This is a genomic window from Rhizobium sp. S152 (assembly GCF_030380735.1).
In the GTDB taxonomy this organism is placed as follows: Bacteria; Pseudomonadota; Alphaproteobacteria; order Rhizobiales; family Rhizobiaceae; genus Rhizobium.
In genome coordinates this window covers 183295-207803 of record NZ_JAUDRZ010000009.1, presented here as the reverse complement: position 1 = coordinate 207803, position 24509 = coordinate 183295, and the positions used below count along the sequence as shown (strand labels likewise).

Here is a 24509-nt window from a genome sequence, read left to right as displayed (position 1 = left end):
GTCGACGTCCTTTGTCGGTCAAAAACGAAGAAACCCGCGCAAGCCTTGCCAGCGCGGGTTTCAAATCATCGAAGCGAGGGTTCGAATAGCGCCGGCTTAGTTGACGGCTGCTTCAAACTCGTTCTTCGTGCCAGCGTCCTTCAGGTACTCGAGAGCCTTCTTGGAGGCTGCGACGAGCGCACCGAATGCTTCCGGCTCATGGATCGCCATGTCGGAGAGAACCTTACGGTCGACTTCGATGCCAGCCTTGTTCAGGCCGTCGATGAAGCGGCCGTAGGTCAGGCCGAATTCGCGGACAGCGGCGTTGATGCGCTGGATCCAGAGGGCGCGGAAGTTGCGCTTGTTGATCTTGCGGTCGCGGTAAGCGTACTGCTTCGAACGATCGACAGCAGCCTTGGCGGCGCGGATGGTGTTCTTGCGGCGGCCGTAGAAGCCCTTGGCCTGCTTCAGAACCTTCTTGTGCTTGGCGTGGGCGGTAACGCCTCTTTTTACACGTGCCATTTCATGATCTCCTTAATCTATACGTTCGCGGAATAGTCTTAGAGACCGTTCGGCAGGTAATTCTTCACGACCTTGCGGCCATCCGGTTCAGCCAGAACCATGGTGCCACGTGCATCGCGAATGAACTTGTTGGAACGCTTGATCATGCCATGGCGCTTGCCAGCGGCTGCAGCCTTGACCTTGCCGGTCGCGGTGATCTTGAACCGCTTCTTGGCGGAGGACTTCGTCTTCATCTTGGGCATTTTGCTACTCCGTTTCTGATCCCCCGCATGCTTCAAAAGAAGCCTTCTCGCGATGCCCGGTTTCCCAGGTTTCGCAACAAGTGCGGGAGCGTTTGTTGTTGATCTGCGGCTCCGGTGACGAACCGTTCCGCAAGCATTCGAAACCGCCACGGCATGCCCTGCCGGTCAGTTCGGACGCGCGCTTATAACCGCAGTGTCATGAAAGTGCAACGGGGCCGCTGATGAATCTTCGGCGCACGCACGACAGCGCTTTTATTGCGCCGGCAAGGTCAGCCTCACCGCGAGCCCGCCCAGTTCGGAGCGCGCCAGATCGAGCCTTCCGCCATAGGCTTCGACGATATCGGCGGAGATTGCAAGACCGAGGCCGGAGCCGAGGCCCTCGTCCTCGGACGTCATGCCGCGCTTCAGCATAAGGTCGTGCTGTTCTGGCGCGGCGCCGGGGCCGTCGTCCGAGATGGCGAGCGTGGTGTCGGTGCCCGCCCTGAAGCCCTTGAGCTCGATCCGCGAGCGGGCGAAGCGGACGGCATTGTCGAGCACGTTGCCGAGGGCTTCGGCAACGTCGGCGGGGTCGGCCTGGACTGTCAGCGAGGGGTCGATATCGACGTGCCAGTCGATGCCCCTTTCGGCGGTCACGGCGCTCAGAACATTGACCAGCTTGCCGGATATGCCGAGCAGCGAGGTCGTCGCCATCTGCTCGACCCCCATGCGGGCCGCCTGCAGTTGCCGGTCGGAGCGCTGGCGCACGAGTTCGATCTGCTGCAGCGCCGTATCGCGCTTGTCGGCAGGCAGGCTTTCGGCGAGGTGGGAGAGCACCGTCAGCGGCGTCTTCAACCCGTGCGCCAGATCGCTGGCGCGGGCGCGCGCCCGCTCGACGGCGGTTTCGCGCTCGGTGAGCAAGAGGTTGATCTCGCGCACCAGCGGCGTCACCTCTGTCGGCCCGCTCCAGCCGATATGGGCGATGCGGCCAGCACGGATGGCGGCGACGCTGTCGCGTAGGCGCGCCAGCGGCCGCAGGCCGAGCCAGCCCTGCAGAAAGGCCGCAAGCAACAACACGCCGCCGATTGAAAGCAGCATCAGCCGCAGCGGCCGGTGATACCCTTCCAGCACGCCATCCATTTCCGCCTTGGAGAAGCCCGCATAGACGGTGAAATCCCGCCGCGCCGCCCCCTCGCCCATGCTCATCTTCCTTTCGGAGACAAGCAGCGGCCGGCCATCCGGCCCGTCGACCTCGCGGAAGCCGCAATAGAGATCGTTGGACAGGCTATCGGCGGTGATCTCCTCGTCCCAGAGGGAGCGCGAGCGTAGCGGCGTGGCGCCATCGCCCGGCGATATCTGCCAGTAGCGCCCGCCCGCCGGCAGGTCGAAGCGGGTATCGGCCGGCTCGCCGCTCAAGACCAGCCGACCGTCCTCGATCGAAAGCCGTGCGGCGAGAGAATCCATGACGCCTGTCATCTCGAAGGAATACTGATCGGCCAGATAATCGGTGAAGAGATGGCTCAAGACGAACCAGACGATCGTCAACGCGACGACGATGGCAACCAAAGCGCCGGCGGCCAGCCGGAAACGAAGCGAGCCCATCATCGCTGGCGGCGCTCCGGCAGCACATAGCCGAAGCCGCGGCGCGTCTCGATGGCATCGCTGCCGGTCTTCTTTCTCAATCGGGCGACCATGGCCTCAACCGCGTTCTTGGCTGCATCGTCGTCGCGACCCTGGACCTGGCTCGCCAGCTCGGCGGAGGTCAGAACCGCGCCGGGACGGGCGATGAAGAGCGCCAGCATGCGGTATTCAAGGGGGCTCAGATCGAGCTCCCGGCCATCGAATGTGACGCGCCGGGCGCTTTCATCCAGCGTGAAGCGGTTGGCGGATTTGACGCGCGAGACGCCGAGCCCGGAGCGGCGCAGCAGGGCGCGCAGGCGGGCGATCAGTTCCTCGGTGCGGAAGGGTTTCGGCAGGTAGTCGTCGGCGCCTGCATCGAAGCCATCGACGCGCTCCATCCATGATCCGCGCGCCGTCAGTACCAGAACGGGCGTCGCGACACCGGCCGAGCGCCAGCGCTTGAGGATCGAGAGACCATCCATGCCGGGAAGGCCGAGATCGAGAATGATTGCGGAAAACGTGCCGGTCTCGGCCTCCTCCCAGACTTCCGGCCCGGTCGACAGCACGTCCACCCGGTAGCCCTCGCGCGCCAGCGTCTCTACCACATGGCCGGCAATATTGGCGTCGTCCTCCCCCAGCAGTATCCGCATCGATCAGGAGCCTCCCAGCAGCGCGCCGTTGCGGGCGTCGATACGCAGCGTCCTGATGGTGCCGGCGCTGTCCCTGAGCTTCAGCTGATAGGTATCGCTGAACATGGATCGCTTGAGCTGCACGTCGATCACCCGGCCATAGCGCTTGGCATCGACATTCTTCAGGACGCTCTTCAGCGGCAGCACCTTGCCGTCGCGTACGGCATCGCGGGCACGATCATAATCCGCACCGCGACCGCCACGGCGATCGCCGCCGTCGTCGTCATCGCTGCCATCATGATCGTCTCCGCCATGGTCGTCGCCACCGTGACCGCCGTCATCGCCGCCAGAACCAGAACTACCTGAGCCGGAACTGCCAGAGCCCGAACTGCCGGAGTTGGAGCCCGAGCCGCCCGAGCTGCCGCTTCCGCCGCTGGAGCCGCCACCACCACTGCCACCATCCTTCGCCACGGCGAGATCGCCCGTTGCCGCGAGGCAGCCCGCGAGCAGCAGAAGCGACAAAAGGGAGCGGCGGCGTGCGTTCATTATTGTTCCAGGTTTCAAGGTTGCCGCCAGATTGAACGGTTCCCGGCGGCGAGGCAAGCTTGCAAAATCCAAGAGACCCCGCCGCATCGCGACGAGGTCTCTCTCTCCCGCGGGGCGGACGGAAGATCCCCCGCACTGTCTATTGTGCGGTGGCGGGGATGATATCGACGCTGTCTATCGCGCCGGGAATGCGACGCGCATCCGATCCGTGAATCTTGGCGGTGACCACGCGCACGCCATGCTCGCGCTCGACTTCGATCTCCAGCACCCGGCCGAGCTGGTCTTTTGCGACAAGCGATCCGTCGAGCAGGCCGCGCAGGCTGGTGTCCGAAACCGTGAGCGTCACTTCCGGCCGCGCGGCGCGATCGCCGTTGCGACCGCGGTGCTGGCCGGGATTGTCGTCGTTGAGGTCGTGGTTGGGGCCATCGTCCTGGCCGCGTCCGCGGCCGTGGTCGTCCGCGCCGCGATCGTCATTGCCACCGCGCCCGCCATGATCGTCGCTACCGCCGCTGTGGCTGGAACCGGAGCCGGAGCTGCCGCTGCCCGAGGAACCGCCGCCATCATCACTGCCGCCACGCGCCAGGGCTGTCGCGCCCCAGCCTTGCGGACCGAACGACTGGGCGACCGGGATCGCTGCAGTGGCCGCCAGGGCGGCGACGGATGCGAACATCATGCCTTTGATATTGATTGCCATCTTTTCTCTCCCACTGATCCTTCGATGCGGGGAGAATCGCATGCACCGGCTGACAGTTCGTTGAGCCCGGCTGTCAGCGTCCTGTCAGCTTGGCGGGCCGAAGAACCTAAAAATACAAAAGCCGCCCTTGCGGACGGCTTTGATACGAACGGTGGCGACGCGCCTTACTTCGGCGCGAGCACCATCATCATCTGGCGACCTTCGAGCTTGGGCTCGGCTTCGACCTTGGCGAACTCCAGCGTATCGGCCTTGACCTGCTGCAGGAGCTTCATGCCGAGTTCCTGGTGGGCCATTTCGCGGCCACGGAACTTCAGGGTCACCTTGACCTTGTCGCCTTCTTCGAAGAAGCGGCCCATGGCCTTCATCTTCACATCGTAGTCATGCGTGTCGATATTCGGACGCATCTTGATTTCTTTGACTTCGACGATTTTCTGCTTCTTGCGCGCCTCGGCGGCCTTCTTCTGGTTGGCGTATTTCAGCTTGCCCAGATCGAGGATCTTGCACACAGGCGGTTCGGCATTAGGGGAAATTTCCACCAGGTCGAGACCGGCTTCCTCAGCCATCTTCAGTGCCTGGTCGGTCGCCACTACACCTAAATTCTGTCCTTCAGCATCGATCAGCTGGACCTTGGGAATGCGAATTTCCCGGTTCGAGCGCGGCCCTTCCTTTACGGGCGCGTCGTTTTTAAACGGTCTGCGAATGGTCGTATTCTCCTCGCGTTGTTCAAGATCGTCGCAGCCTGGCACCTCCAATCAGGAAGTACACCGTCGTTTTGCCATCGCTGCAGCGGAGTCAGTAACATGCTTTAGCGGAAAAATCACCTGCTGTCAGCCTGTCAAGAATCTGTTTTATAGGGCCCAACAACTGGAGTCAGGTCATGTCCGAAGCAATTTCCGCCCATAATCACCAAATCCTTAGCGTCGGCGACGGCGATGAGGCACGCGACATCGCCTATATGGTGCGCGAGCGCGCGGCGGACAATAGCGGGCCGGCGCTGGTGTGGCTCTCCGGCTACCGATCGGACATGGCGGGCACCAAGGCGGTCGAGCTCGACGCCTTGGCCGAGCGGAGCGGCCTCGCCTCGATCCGCTTCGATTATTCCGGTCACGGCATCTCTGGCGGCAAGTTCACAGATGGGACGATCTCGCGCTGGCTGGAAGAGGCGCTGGCGGTCATCCTGCACGTTGCGCCAGAGCGCGTGGTGCTGGTGGGGTCGTCGATGGGCGGCTGGATCGCGCTCCGGCTGGCGCAGGAGCTGGCCAAGCGCGCAGATGCGCCGAAGCTCGAGGGCATGGTGCTGATCGCGCCGGCACCGGATTTCACCTCGGTGCTGATCGAGCCGCACCTGACGAAGAAGGAGCGCGCCTCGCTGGAGGAGAAGGGCTATTTCGAGGAGAAATCCGAATACAGCCCCGAGCCCAACATCTATACCCGCGCGCTGATCGAGGACGGGCGCGACAACGCCGTGCTCAAGGGCATCATCGAGACCGGCTGCCCCGTTCATATCCTGCAAGGCATGAAGGACGCCGATGTTCCCTACAGCCACGCGATGACGCTGGTGGAGCACCTGCCGGCCGACGACGTGGTGCTGACCTTCGTGCGCGACGGCGACCACCGGCTGTCGCGGCCGCAGGACATCGAGCGGATGCTCAGCGCCGTGAGGGCTCTTGTGCACAGCCAAAAGGCGTAGGCTGCGGCTGCGGCCTCTTTAAATCCGCTCACGCGCGCTAGGGCCTTGTTTTATCTCTCGAAAGCGCTGGCCGCTTTCGAGAGGCGACTTCCGAGATGTGCCAATTCCTAACGGATTTTAACCATATTGACCGGTAGCGGCCGCCCCCTCAGAAGTAACGATTGACTCGCCAAGCCCCTCTCCGTTAACTTTTCGTTAACAAATGCAAGGGCGATGCAAGGGTGAGCGGCGTGCGGATCAAGGGTTTCTTGGTGGCCATTATGGCCATGTGTGCTATGTCTACGGCCGCCATACCGGCCCCCACTTCCAACACCACCGCTTCCATGGTCACCGGCGCCGCCACGTCGCAGCCGATCGGCCACTACGATTTCTGCCAGACGCATCGTGACGAATGCGGCGCAAACCGCAACACGGCGGTGCTCGAGATGACCGATGCCAAATGGGCACTGGTGCGTTCCGTCAACTCGACGGTCAACAACACCATCACGCCGATGACGGACAAGGAAATCTACGGCAAGGACGAAGTCTGGGCCTATCCGACGACCGCCGGCGACTGCGAGGATTTCGCGCTTCTGAAGCGCCGCATCCTGATCCAGCGCGGCTTTTCGCCGGCCAACCTTCTGATGACCGTGGTGCGCAAGCCTGATGGCGAAGGCCATGCGATCCTGACGCTGCGCACCACCGACGGCGACTTCGTGCTCGACAATCTGGCGAGCAACGTCAAGCCCTGGTACGAAACGCCCTATTCCTTCATCAAGCGCCAGTCGAGCTACAATGCGGGCCGTTGGGTCACCATCGAGAACGGCCGCGACGTTCTGGTCGGTGCGCTGAAGTAACGCTCACGAAAACCGAGATGTTCAATGGCCGGCGCGATGCCGGCCATTTTCGTTTCAACCTTACCCGTTGCCGATCAGGATGCCGGCGCCGAGCACGAGGCCGCCGCCGAGCACCACCTGGAAGGCGGCGCGCAGGAAGGGTGTTTCCATGTACCTGTTCTGGATGAAGGCGATGCTCCAGAGTTCAAGGATGGCGATCAGCACCGCCAGCGTCGTCGCCGTCCAGAAATTCGGAATGAGATAAGGCAGGGTGTGGCCGAGGCCGCCGAGCGCCGTCATGACGCCGCAGGCGATGCCGCGCTTGATCGGCGAGCCACGGCCGGAGATCTTGCCGTCGTCGTGGGCGGCTTCGGTGAAGCCCATGGAGATGCCGGCGCCGACGGAGGCCGACATGCCGACGAGGAAGGTCTGCCAGGTATCCTGCGTGGCGAAAGCGGCGGCGAAGATCGGCGCCAGCGTCGAGACAGAACCATCCATCAGGCCGGCGAGCCCGGGCTGGACATAGGTCAACACCAGTTGGCGTCGCGCCGCCTTGTCTTCCTCGCTCTTCACCTCGACCGGCGCGTGCTTTTCGCCGAGCATGTGGGCGATATCACTGTGTCCCTGCTCTGCGAGCGCCAGATCGCCCAGTAGCTGGCGGGTGCTCGCATCGCTGACGCGGCGGGCGGCCTCGACATAGAAGCGGTAAGCCTGCTCCTCCATCGCTTCGGCCTCGGCGCGGATCCTGTCCAGCGACAGGTTGCGGCGCAGCCAGTTCGGCTTGCGCTCGTAGAAGCCGTGCACATGCTCGCGGCGGATGAGCGTGATGCGCTCGCCGAAGCGCTGGCGATAGATCTCGATCAGGGACTTGCGATGCGTGCTCTCGACCTCGGCCATATCCTCGAAGACCTTGGCGGAGGCGGGGTAATCGGCGCGTAGCATGTCGGCATAGGCGAGATAGATGCGGGCGTCATCCTCTTCCGAGCCGATTGCCAGCGCGAGAATTTCCTGTTCGGACAATGAATCGAATGAACGTTTTGACGGATGGAGTAATCTTGCCAGCATGGCGGCCTCATTTTTAGAATAATTCTAAAAATAGAGAGCGCGATGCAGCAGGTCAAGGCTGCGCGGTCGAATCCGCTGCCGTCCGTCAACTGACGTAACGTAAATACGAGCGCGCGGAGAAACCTGCCGTCGGCACAACCCTACGTCATGACGTCCCTTAACTGGCATCCTGGAATAATACGCACGCATGAGTCTGCATAACCCCTGAAAACACAGGGTTCCGCCCCAAAACTGGGTAAAAATCAGGTTGAATTTTTCAACTCGGCGATTGAGATATTTGAAAAGGCGGGCATAGTAATAAGTGCGATTTATTGCGCGTGAGGGAACGTCAAAGTGCCAGATCCAGTGGATATCATCGTCGGCAGGAATGTGCGCGCGATTCGCTCGAAGCGTCGCATCTCGCAGCTAGAGCTCGGCGACGCGCTGGGGCTGACGTTCCAACAGATTCAGAAATACGAGAAGGGCACGAACCGCGTCTCGGCCAGCAAGCTGCACCAGATCGCGATGTTTCTGGGGGTCGATATTTCGGCCCTGTTCGAGGGTGCCGAGACGCCCGACGGCCCGGCCCGGCCCGGGCTCAGCGCCGAGGCCTACGAATTCGCCGTGCACTACGACAGGCTGCCATCGGCCGCAGGCAAGGAGGCCGTCAAGGTCATCCTGACGCTGATGAACGGCGAGGCCTACGCCTAGGTAGAGCAATTCCAGGAAAAGTGCGAAGCGGTTTTCCGTCCGGAATTGCGCGAAAACAAAAAGATAGAGCTCTTCCGCGATTCGAAGAAAAGCGGGATCGCTCCAGCGCCGTTCAAGACGGCATCACTGTTTCAATGGATTTCGCTGGCGTGGAGCGCGACCAGAAGGTCGTCCTGGGTCTGGTGTCCGGCGTGGTACAGGTCGATCGCCATGTTCGCCACGGACAGTCCCTGCTGGCTGCAGAGCTTGATATTGCGCTCGGCGCACCAAGCATAAACGGCGCCTGCCAGTACATCGACATCATCAGACTGCATCGACAAGGCGTCTGCTACCATCATGGACATTGCCCCTTTCTCGCGGTGGTCATTCCCCGGGATCATAATGCGTATTTTTCATGTTACTGAAAAGCGAGATCGCGAAGCGGCGTTAATACAAAACGGATGCCGGAAACGGCCTGTTTCATTTTGATGCAAAAAGCCCGCATTCTACTCCGAAGCCTCAAGAAATGGCGGCATGGAGCAGGCCTCGATCGCCTCCAGCATCTTGCCGAAGCGGGGATGGGCGCGCACCGCGTCGAGGTCGGAATCGTTCTTGAACCAGAGGATCTGGTAGCACGAGGACTGCGGCAGCAACGCTTCCAGAATATCGAGGGCCGTATCGCATTCGTTGAGCAGCGCGTAGACGCAGGCGATGTTATATTGCGCTACGACATCGTCGGGATCGATCGCCTGGGCACGTTGCAGCCATTCCTTGGCGCGCTTCTCATCGCCGAGATGGGCGAGCGCCAACGCGCCGCGATGGGCGGGGCCGGAATTCTCCGGGTGGCAATCGAGCGCGCGCTCGGAACGATCGACGCAGATGCGAGCCCATTCCAGCCGCTCCGTCTCGCGCCCGAGCGAGCGGCAGGCGCTCATCAGGTGGATCGGCGAGAGATAGTCGTCCGGGTGGATCTCGGTCGCGCGGGTAAAGAAGGTGATGGCGCTTTCGAACTTGCCCTGCATGAACAGGAAGCGGCCGTACTGGAAATTGACCTCGTAAAGATCGGGTTCCAGCGCCAGCGCCTTCTCGAACTCCTTCAGCGCCTCGTCGTCGCGCCCGTCCTGGTGCAGGGCAAGACCGCGCGAGGCATGCGCCTCGGCAAGGTTGGGATCGAGCGCCAGCGCCTTGGCGCTGAGCTTCAGGATGCCCTCAAGCGTGTACTCGCCGGCATGCCAGTCGCGCAGCGCCGCCTCGCAATCGGCCATGCCGGCATAGGCACGAGCGTAATTCGGATCGAGCGCCACGGCGGTCGCGAACATGCGCCGCGCCAGCACCAGATAGGATCGCGTCCAGGACTGGCTGAGCTGGCGACCACGCAGATAATAGGTGTAGGCCTCGACATTGCTGGTCGGCTCGGCATCGATCGCCTGCTTTTCGGCCGGCAGCAGCTTGACCTTCAATTGGTCGACGATGGCATGGGTGATCTCGTCCTGAATGGCGAAGATGTCGGTCAGGTCGCGGTCGAAACGATCAGCCCAGACATGGCCGCCGTTGCGGGCATCGATCAGCTGGCCGGTGATGCGCACCCGCTGGCCGACCTTGCGGACGCTGCCCTCGAGCACGAAATTGACCCCGAGCTCGGCCGCCACCTGTTTCACCTGCACCGACTTGCCCTTGTAGGTGAAGGCAGTGTTGCGGGCGACGACGTAGAGATTGGAGATCTTCGACAGATCCGTGATGATGTCCTCGGTAATGCCGTCGGAGAAATATTCCTGCTCGGGATCGCCGCTCATATTGGTGAAGGGCAGCACCGCCACCAGCTGCTTGTGCTTCTCGCGGGCCGCGAGCAGCGCCGCCTTGTTGACCTTGAGCGGCAGCGCGCGGCACGGCGAGATGGCATAGACCCGGACAGGCTGGCGGATGTTCTTCAGCGCATACTCGCCGCGATCCTCGAAGGAGAGATCGAGCCGGGTTCCGACATGATCCTTGACCGACGCCGAGACCGCTATACCGCCCGGCTCGGCGATCGCCTCCAGCCGCGCGGCGATGTTGACGCCGTCGCCGAAGATATCCTCGTTCTCGACGAGGACATCGCCGAGGTGGATGCCGATGCGGAACTCGATGCGCAACTCCTCGGGCACCGAATGATTGAGCCCGGCACTCGCCTTCTGCACCTCGTCGGCAAACGCCACGGCGTTCACGACGCTTGAAAACTCCGCCAGCATGCCGTCCCCCGTCAGCTTGACGATGCGGCCGTTGTGACGGGCGATCTTCGGGTCGAGAATCTCGACACGGCAACGCTTGACCGCGGCCAGCGTGCCGGACTCGTCCGAGCCCATCAACCGGCTGTAGCCTACGATATCGGCTGCGACGATGGCTGCGAGACGGCGTTCCAAGTGTCCCCCGGCAATGGGATGATGGTACGGCCAATTTAGCCGCTTATGCCCCGCATGTCGCGCGAAACATCCAAAACCATATCGCTAATAAAGCTCTTTTGAACACTAAAGTCGAGCCATGACAGCAACTTTGCGTTCCGATACATGGGGCTGAAACTATAAAGGCCCGGTTGAACCAACCGGGCCCCTGAAATCTTAAGGGTGATCTCGATCAGCCCTCGAAGAATTCCTTCATGCGGGCGAAGAAGCCTGTCGATTCCGGATTGTTTTCCTTCGACGACAGTTCCTCGAACTCCTGCAGCAGCTCGCGCTGGCGCTTGGTGAGCTTCTGCGGCGTTTCGATCTGGATCTGGATGTAGAGATCGCCGGTCTGGCTGGAGCGCAGCACCGGCATGCCCTTGCCCTTCAGACGGAACTGCTTGCCGGCCTGGGTGCCCTCGGGAACGGTGACGCGCGACTTGCTGCCGTCGAGCGTCGCCACATCGAAGGTGCCGCCGAGCGCCGCCGTCGTCATCGAGATCGGGATGGCGCAATAGAGATCGGCTCCATCGCGCTGGTAGAACTCGTGCGGCTTCACCGACAGGAAGATATAAAGGTCGCCCGCCGGACCGCCACGGGTGCCGGCCTCGCCCTCGCCCTGCAGGCGGATGCGGGTGCCGTCCTCGATGCCCGAGGGAATGTTGACCGAGAGCGAACGCTCTTCCGTGACGCGGCCCTGGCCGTGGCACTTGGTGCAGGGATCGGGAATGATCTGGCCGCGACCATGGCAGGTCGGGCAGGTGCGCTCGATCGAGAAGAAGCCCTGTGCGGCGCGCACGCGGCCGGAGCCCTGGCAGGTGCCGCAGGTCTTCGGCTGGGTGCCCGGCTTGGCGCCGGAGCCGGAACAGACGTCGCAGGTGATCGAGGTCGGAACCCTGATCTGCGCCGTCTTGCCGGAGAAGGACTCCTCCAGGGAAATTTCCATGTTGTAGCGAAGATCGGCACCGCGTTCGCGACCGCCCGACGAGCGCTGCCGCTGCCGGCCGCCGCCCATCATCTCGCCGAAAATGTCCTCGAAGATGTCGGAGAAGCCGCCGCCGGCGAAACCGCCGCCACCGCCGCCCATGCCGCCATGCTCGAAGGCCGCGTGGCCGTAACGATCATAGGCCGCGCGCTTCTGCGGGTCCTTCAGCGTCTCGTAGGCTTCGTTGATTTCCTTGAACTTCTGCTCGGCGGTATGATCATCGGGATTCTTGTCCGGATGGTATTTCATCGCCAGCTTGCGGAAAGCGCTCTTCAGCTCTTTTTCGTCAGCCGTCTTGGCGACACCCAGCGTTTCGTAAAAATCGGCTTTTGCCATTAAGGATCAGACCCCGGAAATGGATTTCCGGCTGCCATGGTGAGCAGCCGGAATGTCAGTTTCAAACGTGACCGTCTCGGCCCGCTTACGCGGACTTCTTGCGGTCGTCGTCCTTGACTTCTTCGTAGTCGGCATCGACGACATTGTCGTCGCCGGCTTCGGCGGAAGCGTCTTCCGCGCCGCCTTCAGCCTGCTGCGCTTCGTAGATCGCCTGACCGAGCTTCATGGAAACTTCCATGAGGGTCTGGGTCTTCGCCTTGATGTCGTCTGCGTCCGGCTCGGTTGCCTCGACGGAGGTCTTCAGAGCGGCGATCGCGTCGGAGATCGCGGTGCGATCGGCCTCGGTGACCTTGTCGCCATAATCCTTCAGCGACTTCTCGCTGGAGTGGATCAGGCTTTCGGCCTGGTTCTTGGCTTCAACGCCTTCGCGACGCTTCTTGTCGGCTTCGGCATTGGCTTCGGCGTCCTTGACCATCTTTTCGATGTCGGCGTCGGAGAGACCACCGGAGGCCTGGATGCGGATCTGCTGTTCCTTGCCGGTGCCCTTGTCCTTGGCCGAAACCTGGACGATGCCGTTGGCGTCGATATCGAAGGTGACTTCGATCTGGGGAACGCCACGCGGTGCCGGCGGCAGGCCGACGAGGTCGAACTGGCCGAGCAGCTTGTTGTCGGCAGCCATTTCGCGCTCGCCCTGCGAAACGCGGATGGTGACGGCGGACTGGTTGTCGTCGGCGGTCGAGAAGGTCTGCGACTTCTTCGTCGGGATCGTCGTGTTACGCTCGATCAGACGGGTGAAGACGCCACCCAGCGTTTCGATGCCGAGAGACAGCGGGGTCACGTCGAGAAGCAGAACGTCCTTGACGTCGCCCTGGAGAACGCCGGCCTGGATAGCTGCGCCGAGGGCTACGACTTCATCCGGGTTGACGCCCTTGTGCGGCTCCTTGCCGAACAGCTGCTTGACGACTTCCTGCACCTTCGGCATGCGGCTCATGCCGCCGACCAGAACGACTTCATCGATCTCGGCAGGGGTGACACCTGCATCCTTGAGGGCTGCCTTGCACGGCGCGATGGTGCGCTGGACGAGATCGTCGACCAGGCTTTCGAGCTTGGCGCGGGTCAGCTTCAGCGTCAGGTGCTTCGGACCGGTCGCATCGGCAGTGATGAACGGCAGGTTGATTTCGGTCTGCTGCGACGAGGACAGTTCGATCTTGGCCTTTTCAGCAGCTTCCTTGAGGCGCTGCAGAGCAAGCTTGTCGCCCTTCAGATCGATGCCGTTGTCCTTCTTGAACTCGGCAACGAGGTATTCGACGAGACGCATGTCGAAGTCTTCACCGCCGAGGAAGGTATCGCCGTTGGTGGACTTCACTTCGAAGACGCCGTCGCCGATCTCGAGGATCGAGATATCGAAGGTACCGCCACCCAAGTCGTAAACGGCGATGGTCTTGCCGTCCTTCTTGTCGAGACCGTAGGCCAGCGCTGCCGCCGTCGGCTCGTTGATGATGCGGAGAACTTCGAGGCCAGCGATCTTGCCGGCATCCTTGGTTGCCTGGCGCTGTGCGTCGTTGAAGTATGCGGGAACGGTGATGACGGCCTTTTCGACCTTTTCACCGAGATAGGATTCGGCGGTTTCCTTCATCTTCTGAAGGATCATCGCGGAGATCTGGGCAGGCGAATAGCCGGTGCCGCGGGCCTTGACCCATGCGTCGCCATTGTCGCCCTTGGTGATCTCGAAGGGAACGAGGCCCTTGTCCTTTTCAACCGTCGGATCGTCGTAGCGGCGGCCGATGAGGCGCTTCACTGCGAACAGCGTGTCCGTGGGGTTGGTGACTGCCTGGCGCTTGGCCGGCTGACCGACGAGGCGTTCGCCATCTTCGGAAAATGCAACGATCGAAGGCGTGGTGCGCGCACCTTCGGCGTTCTCAATGACCTTTGCGTCCTTGCCGTCCATGACAGCGACGCAGGAATTTGTCGTTCCGAGGTCGATACCAATTACTTTTGCCATGTCATTCTCTCCTTGAAGCAAGCTGTCTGAACCCCGGGAAGGCATTTCGATGACAGCCCCTTACGGGATGGGTCCTTAAGATTAACGCAATCGTGATTGCGGTGATGCGGCGTATATAAGGAGCGGTTTTCGCGACTGCAAGGCGGGAAATCGCCTGCGATCCAGCAAAAAGAGCGCGCACCAATTAATTTTTACGGGCGCGCTGCGGCCGGCTTTCGCCAGTACCCTGCGGCGGCGCTATTGCCCCATTATGAGATCGAGAAGCGTGGTGCGGCGCGGCCGCTCAACCACGCGGGGCTGGTCGTCGCCGATGTCGCCCGGCGGCATCGCCTCGCCATAACCGTAACCGTCACCCTCGGCGATATCGCCCGGAGGGACCGGGCCGCCGTTCGCGGGCGGCAACGGCTGGCGTTGCGGGCGTCCCGGTGCCTGCGGATAACGCTGCGGCGCGTCGGAATTGCCGCCGAAGACGCCGGAGATGATGCTGCCGATGGTCGTCGGCTCCTCAAGCGGCGGCGCGGTGGCGGTGGCCGGCGGATAGCCTTGATCTGCCGGGTATCCCTGGTCCGCTGAGGCCATCGGTTGGTCGCCCGGTGCGGCAGGCACATTCGGATCCTGGATGAACTGGCCGTTGCCGAACAGCGGCGCCGGCGCCAGGCCCTTGTGGGCGGCGACCATGAACTGCTGCCAGGCCTTGGCCGGCAGACCGCCGCCGGTGACCTTCTTCATCGAATGGCCGTCATCGTTGCCGAACCAGACACCGGTCGTCAGGTTGCTGGTAAAGCCGACGAAGAGAGCGTCGCGGGAATTCTGCGTCGTGCCGCTCTTGCCGGCGACCTGCCAGCCGGGAATGCGCGCGGCCCTGCCCGTTCCCTGCTCGACGACACCCATCATCATGGCGTTCATGTTGGCGGCGACGGCTTCGGACAGAACGCGCGGCGGGTTGTCGTAGGTGTTTTCGTAGAGCACCTTGCTGCCGTCTGCCGTCGTCACGCGGCGGATGACATGCGGCGTCGCCTTGTAACCGCCGTTCATGAAGGCGGCATAGGCGCCGGTCAGTTCCATCAGCGACACTTCAGAGGTGCCGAGCGCGATCGAGGCGTTGGACTGGAGCTCGGACTGGATGCCGAGGCGATGGGCGAGCTTGATCACCTGATCGGGGCCGTCATACATGACGAGCTGGGCGGCAACGGTGTTCAGCGACTTCGACAGTGCCGTCGCCAACGTCACATCACCATTGTACTTCTTTTCGTAGTTCTCCGGCGTCCAGTTGCCGATGCGGATGGGTGCATCGTTGAAAACCGAATAAGGCGTCAGGCCCTTTTCCAGCGCCGCGGCGTAGACGAAGGGCTTGAAGGACGAGCCCGGCTGGCGCTTGGCCTTGACGGCCCGGTTGAACTGGCTGTCGGCATAGTCGCGGCCACCGACCAAAGCGCGGATGGCGCCGGTGCCGTCGAGCGACACGAGTGCCGCCTGCGAGGCGTCGAGCTTGCCGCCCTCCTTGGAGAGCACGTCGTTCAGCGCCTGCTCGGCGCGCTTTTCGAGGTTCTTGTCGATGGTGGTATCGACGACGATGTCTTTCTTGACGTCGCCGATCAGGCCGGGAAGCTCGTCCATGACCATATCGGCGACATAATGGCCGGCGCCCGACCAGTAGCGCTTGGCCTTGGCCGGCGTCTGTGCCGAGGCGGTCTTGACCTCGTCGTCGGTGATCATGCCCTGGTCGCGCATGGCCTGCAGCACCACCTGGGCGCGGGCATTGGCGGCTTCGGGATCGCGCGCCGGCGACAGGCGCGACGGCGCCTTGACGAGGCCGGCCAGAAGTGCCGCCTCACCTAGGTTCACGTCACGCGCCGACTTGTTGAAATAGCGCCGAGAGGCTGCCTCGACGCCATAGGCGTTGGAACCGAAGAAGACACGGTTGAGGTACATCGCAAGGATCTGGTCCTTGGTGTATTTCTGCTCGAGCCAGAAGGACAAGAGCACTTCCTGGACCTTGCGCTCCAGCGTGCGGTCGGGCGAAAGAAACAGGTTCTTGGCGAGCTGCTGCGTGAGCGTCGAACCGCCCTGCACCATGTGGCCCGACGTCAGGTTGGTTATGAAGGCGCGGGCAAGGCCGAGCGGATCGACACCGTAGTGAGAATAGAAGCGCCGGTCCTCGATGGCGACGATCGCCTCGGGGATGTAGGGCGACATGTCTTCCAGCGCGAGTGCCTCGCCGCCCGTCGTGCCGCGATTGGCCATGACGCTGCCATCGACCGAGGTGATCTTGACGTTGGGCGGGCGGTCGGGGATCGCCCAGGTGCTGGCGCTCGGCATGCGCGAACCGTAGTAGAAGACCAGACCGGCCACGCCGATGCCGGCCCAGATGCCGAGCACGATGCACCAGTAGATCAGCCTTCGGATAAGGCCGAAGAAGCCGAGACCCTCGCGTTCCGGTGCTGCGCGCTTGCGACGCTTCGGGGCCCGCGAACGCGGCGGCTCTCGAAAGTCGTCGTCTTCTTCTTCGTCACGATAGCGGGAGACCTGCGGCTCGCGGCGAAGGGGCTTGGATGCGGCGCGCTTGACGCTGCGGCCACCGGCGACGCGATCATCGGCATCAAGCGAGAAATCGTCATCATCGCCGCGTCTGTCGCGGCCGTTGAAGGACGGTTCTATTCTGTCGCGTGATCTGCCTCTGCCTGCCATCTAGGACCGGTTGCACCCCATGTTTGACCTCATGCGAACCTCAGCGCCGCGCCTGGCGCGTGTCGCAAATGAGTTCTTCACCCGGTTTAACTTTAAATGCGGCGATTTAAGGGGGCGTTAAGAACGTTTGGGACCGCGCCAGCGCAAGTCCGAGCAGGGTCCTTCGCGCGGAAGTCGATGCCAGAGGACCGGCGCCTCGCCGCTGTGTCAATTCGGAGCGCGTTCGGAACATCCGTCGTCGCCGGGGGTTTTACCCGGTTAAAGGAGACCGGTATGCCCAACTACACATTGCATATCAGCGACGGCAAGGAGGCGGAGATCGACATCGATTGCGACAATAATCACGTCGCCATCAACGAGGCGCTGAACGCGCTCTCGAAGTTCGCCTGCTCCCGGTTTCCGCCACCGGCCAACGTCTCGATTGCCATTGCGGACGCCCTGAAGGCCCCGGTAGCGACCGTCAGCCTCGAGTTCCGGATCGACCTCGCGCCCGGCGTCAGAATGTGACGTCGGAGGCCCGCCTGTCCATACAAAGCGTCAATAGCTGCAGGAGCGGCCGTCGTTCGGGCGGAAACCGTCGGAGCAGGCGCGGTTCAGGGAGTCGCCGGGAACATAGCCGGACGCATTGCCTGCCGAGCGCGGGACGCTCTGGCACGCGGTTGCAACCGCCGAGAGCGCGATCAGCATTCCTACCAGTGCGATTTTGCGAAAGCGGTTCATCTCTTCAATCCCCCTGCCGTGTTCAAGCGTCGTGGACGCGTCCTGTGAGAAATGAGGATATCGGCAAGAAGTTGCAAGTGCCGCAATCCTAGATATCGCCCCGTCGCCGGCCTTCGCGTCTGCCGCAATAATGCCTTGGTTGGTTCAGCCCGCATTCACCTGAACCGCTCTCTAATCCTGATGCAAGGGACTTGCAGAACATGAGGTGCAGAGATGCGCAAGACTATGATCGCAATCGCGATTGCCATGAGCGGCTTTGGTATTTCAGCCGCCGAAGCCATGCCGATCGCCGCCGCTCCCGGTGGCGTGACGAACAACGTGCAGCAGGTCGACTATGCCTGCGGTCGCGGCTTTCACCTGACCCGCTGGGGCGAGTGCAGGCCGAACTGGCGCCGCCCGCCGCCACCGCGCTACTACGGATGGGGCCATCGCCCGCCACCGCCGCGCTACTACGGTTGGCGTGAAGACCGTCGCGGCTACCGCCCGCCGCCATGGCGCGGAGGCGGCTACTACCGCTACTGAGACGGCATCAGACATCATCGCGTTGCAAAGGCCCGTGCGTCCGCCCGGGCCTTTTTCGACGACCGAACGGGCTGTGTCGGCGGCTGCCTTGACGCTCGCCATTGCAATCTCACCGACGTTCCGTGGGGCCAGCCCGTTTTATTGGCCGCCCGGGGAACCATTAGCGAGCTAGCGTATTATCCGAGTGCGGAACAAGCCCTCACGTTCCGCCACTGATCGGTCGTCTCCCCTCAAACGTCCGATCAAGATCAGGCCCGGCGTCTCTCTCAGAGCGTCGGGCTTTTCCTTGTCCTGCCGTGTGATCTGGCGTGTTTCCGCATGCGAAAAGGGCGGCCTCGCGGCCGCCCTCCATATGGTTACTGACGATTTGCGCAACTCGGATCGCCAGGCTGGCAAGCCGGGGGCCTGCGGCGATCGTTGCCGTTCTGCGGCGGGTTGTTGCGGTTCTGCCCGCGGTCGAAGTTCGGCCGCCTGTTATCATTCTGCTGCTGCGCATCCGGGCGACGATCGGGACCGCGCCCCATGTTCGGGCCGGGACCGCGGTCGGGCTGGCGATCGAAGCCGGGCTGGCGACCGGGACCCCGATTGTCGTCCGGACGACCGGGACGGCCGAAATCTGGCTGGCCGGGGCGGCGATCCGGGCGGTCGAAGTCGGGTCTGCCCGGCCCACGATCGGGACGGTCGAAACCGGGCTGCGGGCGAGGACGCGGATCGTAGCCGGGACGCGGACGAGGTCCGGGACCGTTGTCGAAGCCGGGACCGGGGCGAACGGGCCGGACGACCGGCGGGCGGTCGCGCCAACGGTCACGCTCGCGGTAGAAATCGCGATGGCGATAGTAGCGGTCCCAGTAGTTGTTGACGCTGAAGACGACTGTCGGGATGCCGAGCGGGCGATAATATTCCGGGCCGACGTAGACGCGGCGCGACTGGTAGAGCGCCTGGACGTAGGCGCCGGCGACCCAACCGCGGCCGCCGTAGAATTCCACGTCGCACCAGGGGACATCGGCCAGACAGCCGTGGATCTCGACGGATTCACCGGCGGGAATGACCGTGACGGCGGGATACTGTGTGCTCGGGCCGGCACGCATGTTGACATTGGCGGTGGCATAGCCCTCCGCCGCTTCGGCGATTGCCGGAGCCAGCAAAAGTGCCGCGACGGCAGCGGCCTTCATGACGATCTTCTTCACTTGCAACTCCCTTGAGAACGCCATTCATCATATGGGTCAGCCCCCTGATGGCGTCGAGACGCAGCGCCGAAATCTCACGATCCCGACGGTATTCACTTTCAGTTTCAATAGGTTATATCCATGACTGGATGAACCGGGCTTGAACGGCATGTTCATCTGCCCTTGAAACGGCGCTCGGCAATTCCGATATAGGGTTCATCGATTGCAGCCGTTGAACGGCATCGCCCGCCATGGCATGGGCGCTCTCATCAGACAATCTCGATATGCGTTAACGCTTCGTTAACCTTTGCGGATCAGTCTGGCTGCAATATTCGCTTCCTCCTTGACCACGGATGTACTGGCACTGATGCGAAGCGAATGACGAAAGGCCGGTTCAACCCGGCCTTTTTGTTCATCTGGCGCACCCGTATCAACGGGCGCGCCTTTTTCATTTTGAGGCCCTACTTGGCGAGCGCCTCCAGGATGCGGATCCAGGAGCGGATGCCCTTGTGGTACGATGTGAGCTCGTATTTCTCGTTGGGCGAGTGGATGCGGTCGTCGCTGAGGCCGAAGCCGACCAGCAGCGATTCCATGCCGAGCATCTTCTGGAAGTCGCCGACGATCGGGATCGAGCCGCCCATGCCGATGACGACGGCGGGCTTCGGCCACTCGTCGGAGAGCGCCGTCTTGGCTTTCGTCAACGCCGGCGAATCATAGGCGAGATGAATCGCCGGCGAGCCGCCATGCGGGTGGAACTCGACCGAGCAATCTCCGGGGATCTTCGACTTCACATAGGAGCGGAAGCTTTCGCGGATGGCGGCCGGATCCTGCGTGCCGACGAGGCGAAAAGAGACCTTGGCGGAGGCCTTGGCGGCGATGACGGTCTTGAAGCCCTCGCCGGTATAGCCGCCCCAGATACCGTTGATCTCGGCGGTCGGGCGTGCCCAGGTCAGTTCCAGCACCGAGCGGCCCTTTTCGCCCGAGGGGATCGACAGGCCGACTTCGCCGAGGAAGCTTTCCGCCGTCGTGCCCAGCGTCTCCCAGGACGCCTTGACGTTTTCCGGTGTTTCCTCGACGCCGTCATAGAAGCCATCGAGCGTGATGCGGCCGGTCTCGTCGTGCAAGCCGGCGAGGATGGACGTCAGAATGTGGATCGGGTTGGCGGCCGCGCCGCCGAACAGGCCGGAGTGCAGGTCACGGTCGGCGGCCGAGATCACAACTTCCTCGCCGACCAGGCCGCGCAGCGCCGAGGCGACAGCGGGCGTGTCGCGGTCCCACATGCTGGTATCGCAGACCAGAGCGTAATCGGCGCGCAGCTCCTCGGCATTGGCTTCGAGGAACGGCTTCAGCGACGGTGAGCCGGATTCCTCCTCGCCCTCGAACAGGATGGTGATGCGGCAGGGCAGCGATCCCATAACGTCCTTGTAGGCGCGGCAGGCCTCGACGAAGGTCATCAGCTGGCCTTTGTCGTCGGCGGTGCCGCGGCCGGTGAGGATCTTGCGGCCGTTGCCGGCATCCTTGACCGCCGGCTCGAAGGGATCGTTTTCCCAGAGTTCGATCGGATCGACCGGCTGCACGTCATAGTGGCCATAAAACAAGAGATGCGGCGCATCGGCGGTGGCGCCGTCGTGGTGGGCGACGACCATCGGGTGGCCGGGAGTATCACGCACCGACGCGTCGAAACCGAGCGTGCGCAGATATTCGGTAAGCCACTCCGCACCCTTGCGGCACTCGCCCTTGAAGGCCGGATCGGTCGAGATCGACTTGATCCGCAGAAGCTCGAACAGCTTGTCCAGGCTCGATGGCAAATTCTCGTCCGCGCGCGCAAGCACCGGCGTAATGTCAGTCATTTCCGACTCCTTTCGAAATTCGCGCGGACGATAGACCAAACGCCCGACGCTTTCGAGCCGAAAAAGACGTTTAGGCTTATCGGGAGCTTACCCGGCGCAGCATCGATCACCGCATCAATTCAGAGAGTAAAGAATCGCTAATGCAATTTACGGTTATTTAGGAAGCGGTCGAATAGCCTTGTCGCGTAACTGTCGGAGGTGGCTTATGTTTTCGGTCCTCGCCTGTATACGTGACAACCATGACTGGCGCCTGATCGTGGCTGCCGTCATCGTCTGCCTGATCGGCAATCTCGCCGCCATGCTGCTTCTGTTCCGCGCCGGGGAGTGCGACCCCGGCCAGCAGCGCAGCTGGATGGCGGCCTCGGCTCTCGCCTGCGGCGTTGGCATATGGGCCACGCACTTCATCGCCATGCTCGCCTATGACGGCGCGTTCCCGATCTCCTATGGCGTCGGCATGACGGCGCTCTCGGTCGTACTTTCCATCGGCGCCTCCTGGCTGGCGATCCTCGTCGCCACCGAATGGGAAAGCCCTTACGCCTTTGCCGGCGGCGGCCTGATCATGGCGATCGGCATCTGCTCGATGCACATGACGGGGATGCAGGCGATCGAAGAAACCGTCGACATCGTCTACAACCCCACGTCGACAATGATTGCGCTTCTCATCGGCATGGCGCTGGCAAGCGCGGCCTTCTTCGCCTTTCGCGAACTGAAGGGGACGCGGCGCGTACTGGTTGCGGCCGTCATCATGGTGCTGGCGATCGCGGCGATCCACTTCACCTCGATGAGTACGATCATGCTGGTGCCGCAGCCGGGACGGCTGGTGACCGCGACGCTGCTCGAAACCAAGACGCTCGCCGGCATCGTCATGGCGGTGTCGACCGCCCTCATCCTGGCGGCGCTGAGTGCCGTCTTCCTTGCCAGCCACCTTACGGATCTGCGCGGCCTCGCCAATGCGTCGATGGAGGGGCTGCTGGTTCTCCACGAAGGCCGGATCATGGATGCCAACGAACGGTTCCAGGAGATGTCCGGCTGGTCGCTGGCGGAGCTGCGCGGCAACCTGCCGAGCTCGGTGCTGGCGCTTGCCGAAAGCGGTGGCGAGACACGACACCAGGAAGCCTCGCTGACGGCGCGCGACGAAACGGAAATCCCGGTCGACATCATGACGCGGCGGATGATCTATCGCGGCCGCAACTGCCAGGTGCTCGTGGTGCGCGACCTGACCGAGCGCAAGCGCGCCGAGGAGATGATCGAGCATCTCGCCCATCACGACGTGCTGACGGGGCTGACCAACCGCTCGCTCTACGACACGCGACTGCGTCACGCGCTGCAGATGGCCGAGCGCAAGCGTTCACAGATCGCGATCTTCTGCCTCGACCTCGATCGTTTCAAGGCCGTGAACGACATCTTCGGCCATGCCGAGGGCGACCGTATCCTCTGCAGGGTGGCGGCGATCCTGAAACGGGTCGCCGGCGACGGCGACACGGTGGCGCGGCTGGGCGGCGACGAGTTCGCGATCATCCAGACCGGCAAGCCGCAGCCGGAAGCGGCGCAGAAGCTCGCCGGACAGATCCTCGACGGGCTGGCAGCGGAAATGGACGTCGCTCGTGATCCGACGGCCGTCGGCGCCAGCCTCGGCATCGCCGTCTATCCGATAGACGGGCGCACGGCGGAAGAGCTTTGCGACAATGCCGATACGGCGCTCTACCGCGCCAAGCATGCCGGTCGCGGCAAGGCCTGTTTCTTCGATGCCGAAATGGACGAGGCGGTGCGGGCGCGCCGGCAGATCGAGGCGGAACTGCGCCATGCGATCACCCGCAACCAGCTCTACGTCAACTACCAGCCGATCCTCGACAGCGGCAGCGGCGCCATCACCGGCTACGAGGCGCTGATACGCTGGAACCGCCCGGGCCACGGCATCAGCGAGCCTGAGGTGTTCATCGCCATCGCCGAGGAGAGCGGCGCGATCGTGCAGCTCGGAGAGTGGGTACTGCGTCAGGCCTGCGCGGAGGCGGCACTCTGGCCGAAGCCGCTCACGATCGCCGTCAATGTCTCGCCGGTGCAGTTCATGCTGCCCAATCTGTGCGAGCGGATCACGGCCATTCTCGACGAGACGGGGCTGCCGCCGCAGCGGCTGGAACTGGAGGTGACGGAAGCCGCCTTCATGCGCGACCGAAACGGCGTGATCGCCACCCTGATGCGGCTGCACAAGCTCGGGGTGCGGATCGTCATGGACGATTTCGGCACCGGCTTCTGCTCGCTATCGAACCTGCGCGCGCTGCCGTTCGACAAGATCAAGGTGGACCGCAGCTTTACCGGCGTGCTCGAGCACGACGCCGCCGCGCGCTCGATCGTGCGCGCCATCATCGGCCTCGGCCACAGCCTCGGCATCCAGGTGGTAACGGAAGGCGTGGAGACCGAACTGCAGCGGCAGATCGTGGTGGAGGAAGGCTGCGGGCAGATGCAGGGGTTGTTGTTCGGCAAGCCCGATATCGAGCCGAGCGTCAAGCTCGCGGCGCGCGCCAACTTTCTCTCCGTGCACGGTGGGGAGCGCGGTGCTGCGCAGGTGTTGGCGATGAAGGCACCAGCGAAGTAGCGTTCGTCGGCCTCAAAGCTTCTTGGTCTCAAAGCTTCTTGGCATTGTCGAGAAGGCGGCGGATATATTCCAGCGTCAGCTCGCGCTCGAAGCTCTTGAAGCCCTCGAACAGCGCGTGATCGGCCTCGCGCGAGGCCTCGACGGCATCCTCGCGCATGACCCTCGCCTTCTCGGTCAGGAAGATCAGCTGCGCGCGCTTGTCCGACGGGTGCGGGCGGCGGTCTATCAGACCGTCGCGGACCATGCGCGAAAGCGTATTGGCCATCGTCGCCTGTTCGATATCGACGCGCGCCAGAAGCTGCTTTTGCGTCAGGCCGTCCTCGGCCCATAGTTCGAGCAGGATCGGAAACTGGCCGGGAGAAAAGCCGAGCCGCGCCGCGCGCTGCTGCAGCGAACGGGCAAAGCCCTTGGCCAGCTGGCTGGCGAGGTAGGCTCCGGAATCCATTCTCTTCAATCCCATCTGAGCAATTAGGCGCAAAACCCGATCCCGAACAATGCAACAATTCGTAAGCGAGGCATCAAAAGACATGCCGAAGGCCCGAATTTGGAGACATAGAGCAGAAAAACAAAGCCGCCATAGCCTGGAGGTTGGCTATGGCGGCTTGAATTGGGGACAAAGGCCCGGAGAGGGGGTTAGGCCTTTGTCCAAGTCCGACGCGGCGGGGGACGAGCCGGCTATCAGACCCTCGGCGCGACCAAATTGATCAGTCGCCGGTGAGTATCATTTGTGAATCCGAATGTGGCTTTTCAAGGGAAAGAAAAGAATTGACTATTACATTTTAGTAA

At 62.8% G+C, this 24509-nt stretch carries 23 protein-coding genes; 6 read left to right on the top strand and 17 right to left on the bottom strand.

Annotation, left to right across the window (positions count from 1 at the left end):
• Positions 1 to 96: 96 nt before the first annotated feature.
• The 7 genes from rplT to infC all read right to left on the bottom strand — a co-directional run bounded on the left by rplT (position 97) and on the right by infC (position 4909).
• The gene (gene rplT, locus QTL95_RS13925) at positions 97 to 501 is read right to left on the bottom strand and encodes a 50S ribosomal protein L20 (protein WP_018899276.1); all 405 of its coding nucleotides are present in this window, start codon (positions 499 to 501) and stop codon (positions 97 to 99) included.
• 38 nt (positions 502 to 539) lie between these two features.
• On the bottom strand, positions 540 to 743 hold the full coding sequence (gene rpmI / locus QTL95_RS13920; RefSeq protein WP_007813308.1) for a 50S ribosomal protein L35: 204 nt from the start codon (positions 741 to 743) through the stop codon (positions 540 to 542).
• A gap of 252 nt (positions 744 to 995) precedes the next feature.
• Positions 996 to 2324, bottom strand: coding sequence for an ATP-binding protein (locus QTL95_RS13915; RefSeq protein ID WP_289720554.1), 1329 nt, complete (start codon positions 2322 to 2324; stop codon positions 996 to 998).
• Positions 2321 to 2989, bottom strand: a complete 669-nt coding sequence (locus tag QTL95_RS13910; protein ID WP_289720553.1) for a response regulator transcription factor — start codon at positions 2987 to 2989, stop codon at positions 2321 to 2323. The genes QTL95_RS13915 and QTL95_RS13910 overlap by 4 nt, the downstream gene beginning before the upstream one ends.
• Positions 2990 to 2992: 3 nt before the next feature.
• Entirely contained in the window at positions 2993 to 3514 is a 522-nt protein-coding gene (locus tag QTL95_RS13905; RefSeq protein WP_289720552.1) for a PepSY domain-containing protein, read from the bottom strand.
• Positions 3515 to 3653: 139 nt separating this feature from the next.
• Complete coding sequence (locus tag QTL95_RS13900; RefSeq protein WP_289720551.1) at positions 3654 to 4208, bottom strand: hypothetical protein; 555 nt, start codon at positions 4206 to 4208, stop codon at positions 3654 to 3656.
• A gap of 164 nt (positions 4209 to 4372) precedes the next feature.
• The gene (infC, locus tag QTL95_RS13895; RefSeq protein WP_289720613.1) at positions 4373 to 4909 is read right to left on the bottom strand and encodes a translation initiation factor IF-3; all 537 of its coding nucleotides are present in this window, start codon (positions 4907 to 4909) and stop codon (positions 4373 to 4375) included.
• Between the two features lie 176 nt (positions 4910 to 5085).
• On the opposite strand from infC, the gene QTL95_RS13890 reads away from it, so the two are divergent.
• On the top strand, positions 5086 to 5898 hold the full coding sequence (locus QTL95_RS13890) for an alpha/beta hydrolase (RefSeq protein ID WP_289720550.1): 813 nt from the start codon (positions 5086 to 5088) through the stop codon (positions 5896 to 5898).
• Positions 5899 to 6128: 230 nt separating this feature from the next.
• Positions 6129 to 6734, top strand: a complete 606-nt coding sequence (locus tag QTL95_RS13885; protein WP_289720612.1) for a transglutaminase-like cysteine peptidase — start codon at positions 6129 to 6131, stop codon at positions 6732 to 6734.
• Positions 6735 to 6794: 60 nt separating this feature from the next.
• On the opposite strand, the gene mbfA is transcribed toward QTL95_RS13885, so the two are convergent.
• A complete protein-coding gene (gene mbfA, locus QTL95_RS13880) occupies positions 6795 to 7778 on the bottom strand; it encodes an iron exporter MbfA (protein WP_289720549.1) in 984 nt (327 codons plus the stop codon).
• Positions 7779 to 8111: 333 nt separating this feature from the next.
• On the opposite strand from mbfA, the gene QTL95_RS13875 reads away from it, so the two are divergent.
• Positions 8112 to 8468: a helix-turn-helix domain-containing protein gene (locus tag QTL95_RS13875; RefSeq protein ID WP_289720548.1), complete on the top strand. Its 357-nt coding sequence runs from the start codon at positions 8112 to 8114 to the stop codon at positions 8466 to 8468.
• Between the two features lie 131 nt (positions 8469 to 8599).
• On the opposite strand, the gene QTL95_RS13870 is transcribed toward QTL95_RS13875, so the two are convergent.
• The 5 genes from QTL95_RS13870 to QTL95_RS13850 form a co-directional block, all read right to left on the bottom strand.
• Positions 8600 to 8803: a hypothetical protein gene (locus QTL95_RS13870; protein ID WP_289720611.1), complete on the bottom strand. Its 204-nt coding sequence runs from the start codon at positions 8801 to 8803 to the stop codon at positions 8600 to 8602.
• 150 nt (positions 8804 to 8953) lie between these two features.
• A complete protein-coding gene (locus QTL95_RS13865; RefSeq protein ID WP_442981294.1) occupies positions 8954 to 10786 on the bottom strand; it encodes a TPR end-of-group domain-containing protein in 1833 nt (610 codons plus the stop codon).
• A gap of 268 nt (positions 10787 to 11054) precedes the next feature.
• Complete coding sequence (gene dnaJ / locus QTL95_RS13860) at positions 11055 to 12182, bottom strand: molecular chaperone DnaJ (RefSeq protein WP_289720546.1); 1128 nt, start codon at positions 12180 to 12182, stop codon at positions 11055 to 11057.
• An 85-nt stretch (positions 12183 to 12267) separates the two neighbouring features.
• Positions 12268 to 14184 (bottom strand): molecular chaperone DnaK, encoded by a 1917-nt coding sequence (dnaK, locus tag QTL95_RS13855; protein WP_289720545.1) that lies wholly within the window; start codon positions 14182 to 14184, stop codon positions 12268 to 12270.
• 237 nt (positions 14185 to 14421) lie between these two features.
• On the bottom strand, positions 14422 to 16872 hold the full coding sequence (locus tag QTL95_RS13850; RefSeq protein ID WP_289720544.1) for a PBP1A family penicillin-binding protein: 2451 nt from the start codon (positions 16870 to 16872) through the stop codon (positions 14422 to 14424).
• Between the two features lie 273 nt (positions 16873 to 17145).
• Between QTL95_RS13850 and QTL95_RS13845 the strand changes: the two genes are divergently transcribed.
• On the top strand, positions 17146 to 17379 hold the full coding sequence (locus QTL95_RS13845) for a hypothetical protein (RefSeq protein WP_289720543.1): 234 nt from the start codon (positions 17146 to 17148) through the stop codon (positions 17377 to 17379).
• Positions 17380 to 17409: 30 nt separating this feature from the next.
• Here the strand turns inward: QTL95_RS13845 and QTL95_RS13840 are convergent, their stop codons facing one another.
• Complete coding sequence (locus tag QTL95_RS13840; RefSeq protein ID WP_289720542.1) at positions 17410 to 17592, bottom strand: hypothetical protein; 183 nt, start codon at positions 17590 to 17592, stop codon at positions 17410 to 17412.
• A gap of 213 nt (positions 17593 to 17805) precedes the next feature.
• Between QTL95_RS13840 and QTL95_RS13835 the strand changes: the two genes are divergently transcribed.
• Positions 17806 to 18114 (top strand): GCG_CRPN prefix-to-repeats domain-containing protein, encoded by a 309-nt coding sequence (locus QTL95_RS13835; protein ID WP_289720541.1) that lies wholly within the window; start codon positions 17806 to 17808, stop codon positions 18112 to 18114.
• Positions 18115 to 18470: 356 nt separating this feature from the next.
• On the opposite strand, the gene QTL95_RS13830 is transcribed toward QTL95_RS13835, so the two are convergent.
• Complete coding sequence (locus tag QTL95_RS13830) at positions 18471 to 19301, bottom strand: SH3 domain-containing protein (RefSeq protein WP_442981291.1); 831 nt, start codon at positions 19299 to 19301, stop codon at positions 18471 to 18473.
• 440 nt (positions 19302 to 19741) lie between these two features.
• Positions 19742 to 21130 carry a M20/M25/M40 family metallo-hydrolase gene (locus tag QTL95_RS13825; RefSeq protein WP_289720540.1) on the bottom strand — a complete coding sequence of 463 codons (1389 nt, stop codon included), beginning with the start codon at positions 21128 to 21130 and terminating at the stop codon, positions 19742 to 19744.
• Between the two features lie 205 nt (positions 21131 to 21335).
• Here QTL95_RS13825 and QTL95_RS13820 point away from each other — a divergent pair, with 205 nt between their 5' ends.
• A complete protein-coding gene (locus QTL95_RS13820; protein ID WP_289720539.1) occupies positions 21336 to 23723 on the top strand; it encodes a bifunctional diguanylate cyclase/phosphodiesterase in 2388 nt (795 codons plus the stop codon).
• A 28-nt stretch (positions 23724 to 23751) separates the two neighbouring features.
• Here QTL95_RS13820 and QTL95_RS13815 read toward each other — a convergent pair whose 3' ends face one another.
• On the bottom strand, positions 23752 to 24168 hold the full coding sequence (locus QTL95_RS13815) for a MarR family winged helix-turn-helix transcriptional regulator (RefSeq protein WP_289720538.1): 417 nt from the start codon (positions 24166 to 24168) through the stop codon (positions 23752 to 23754).
• Between the last annotated feature and the right edge of the window lie 341 nt (positions 24169 to 24509).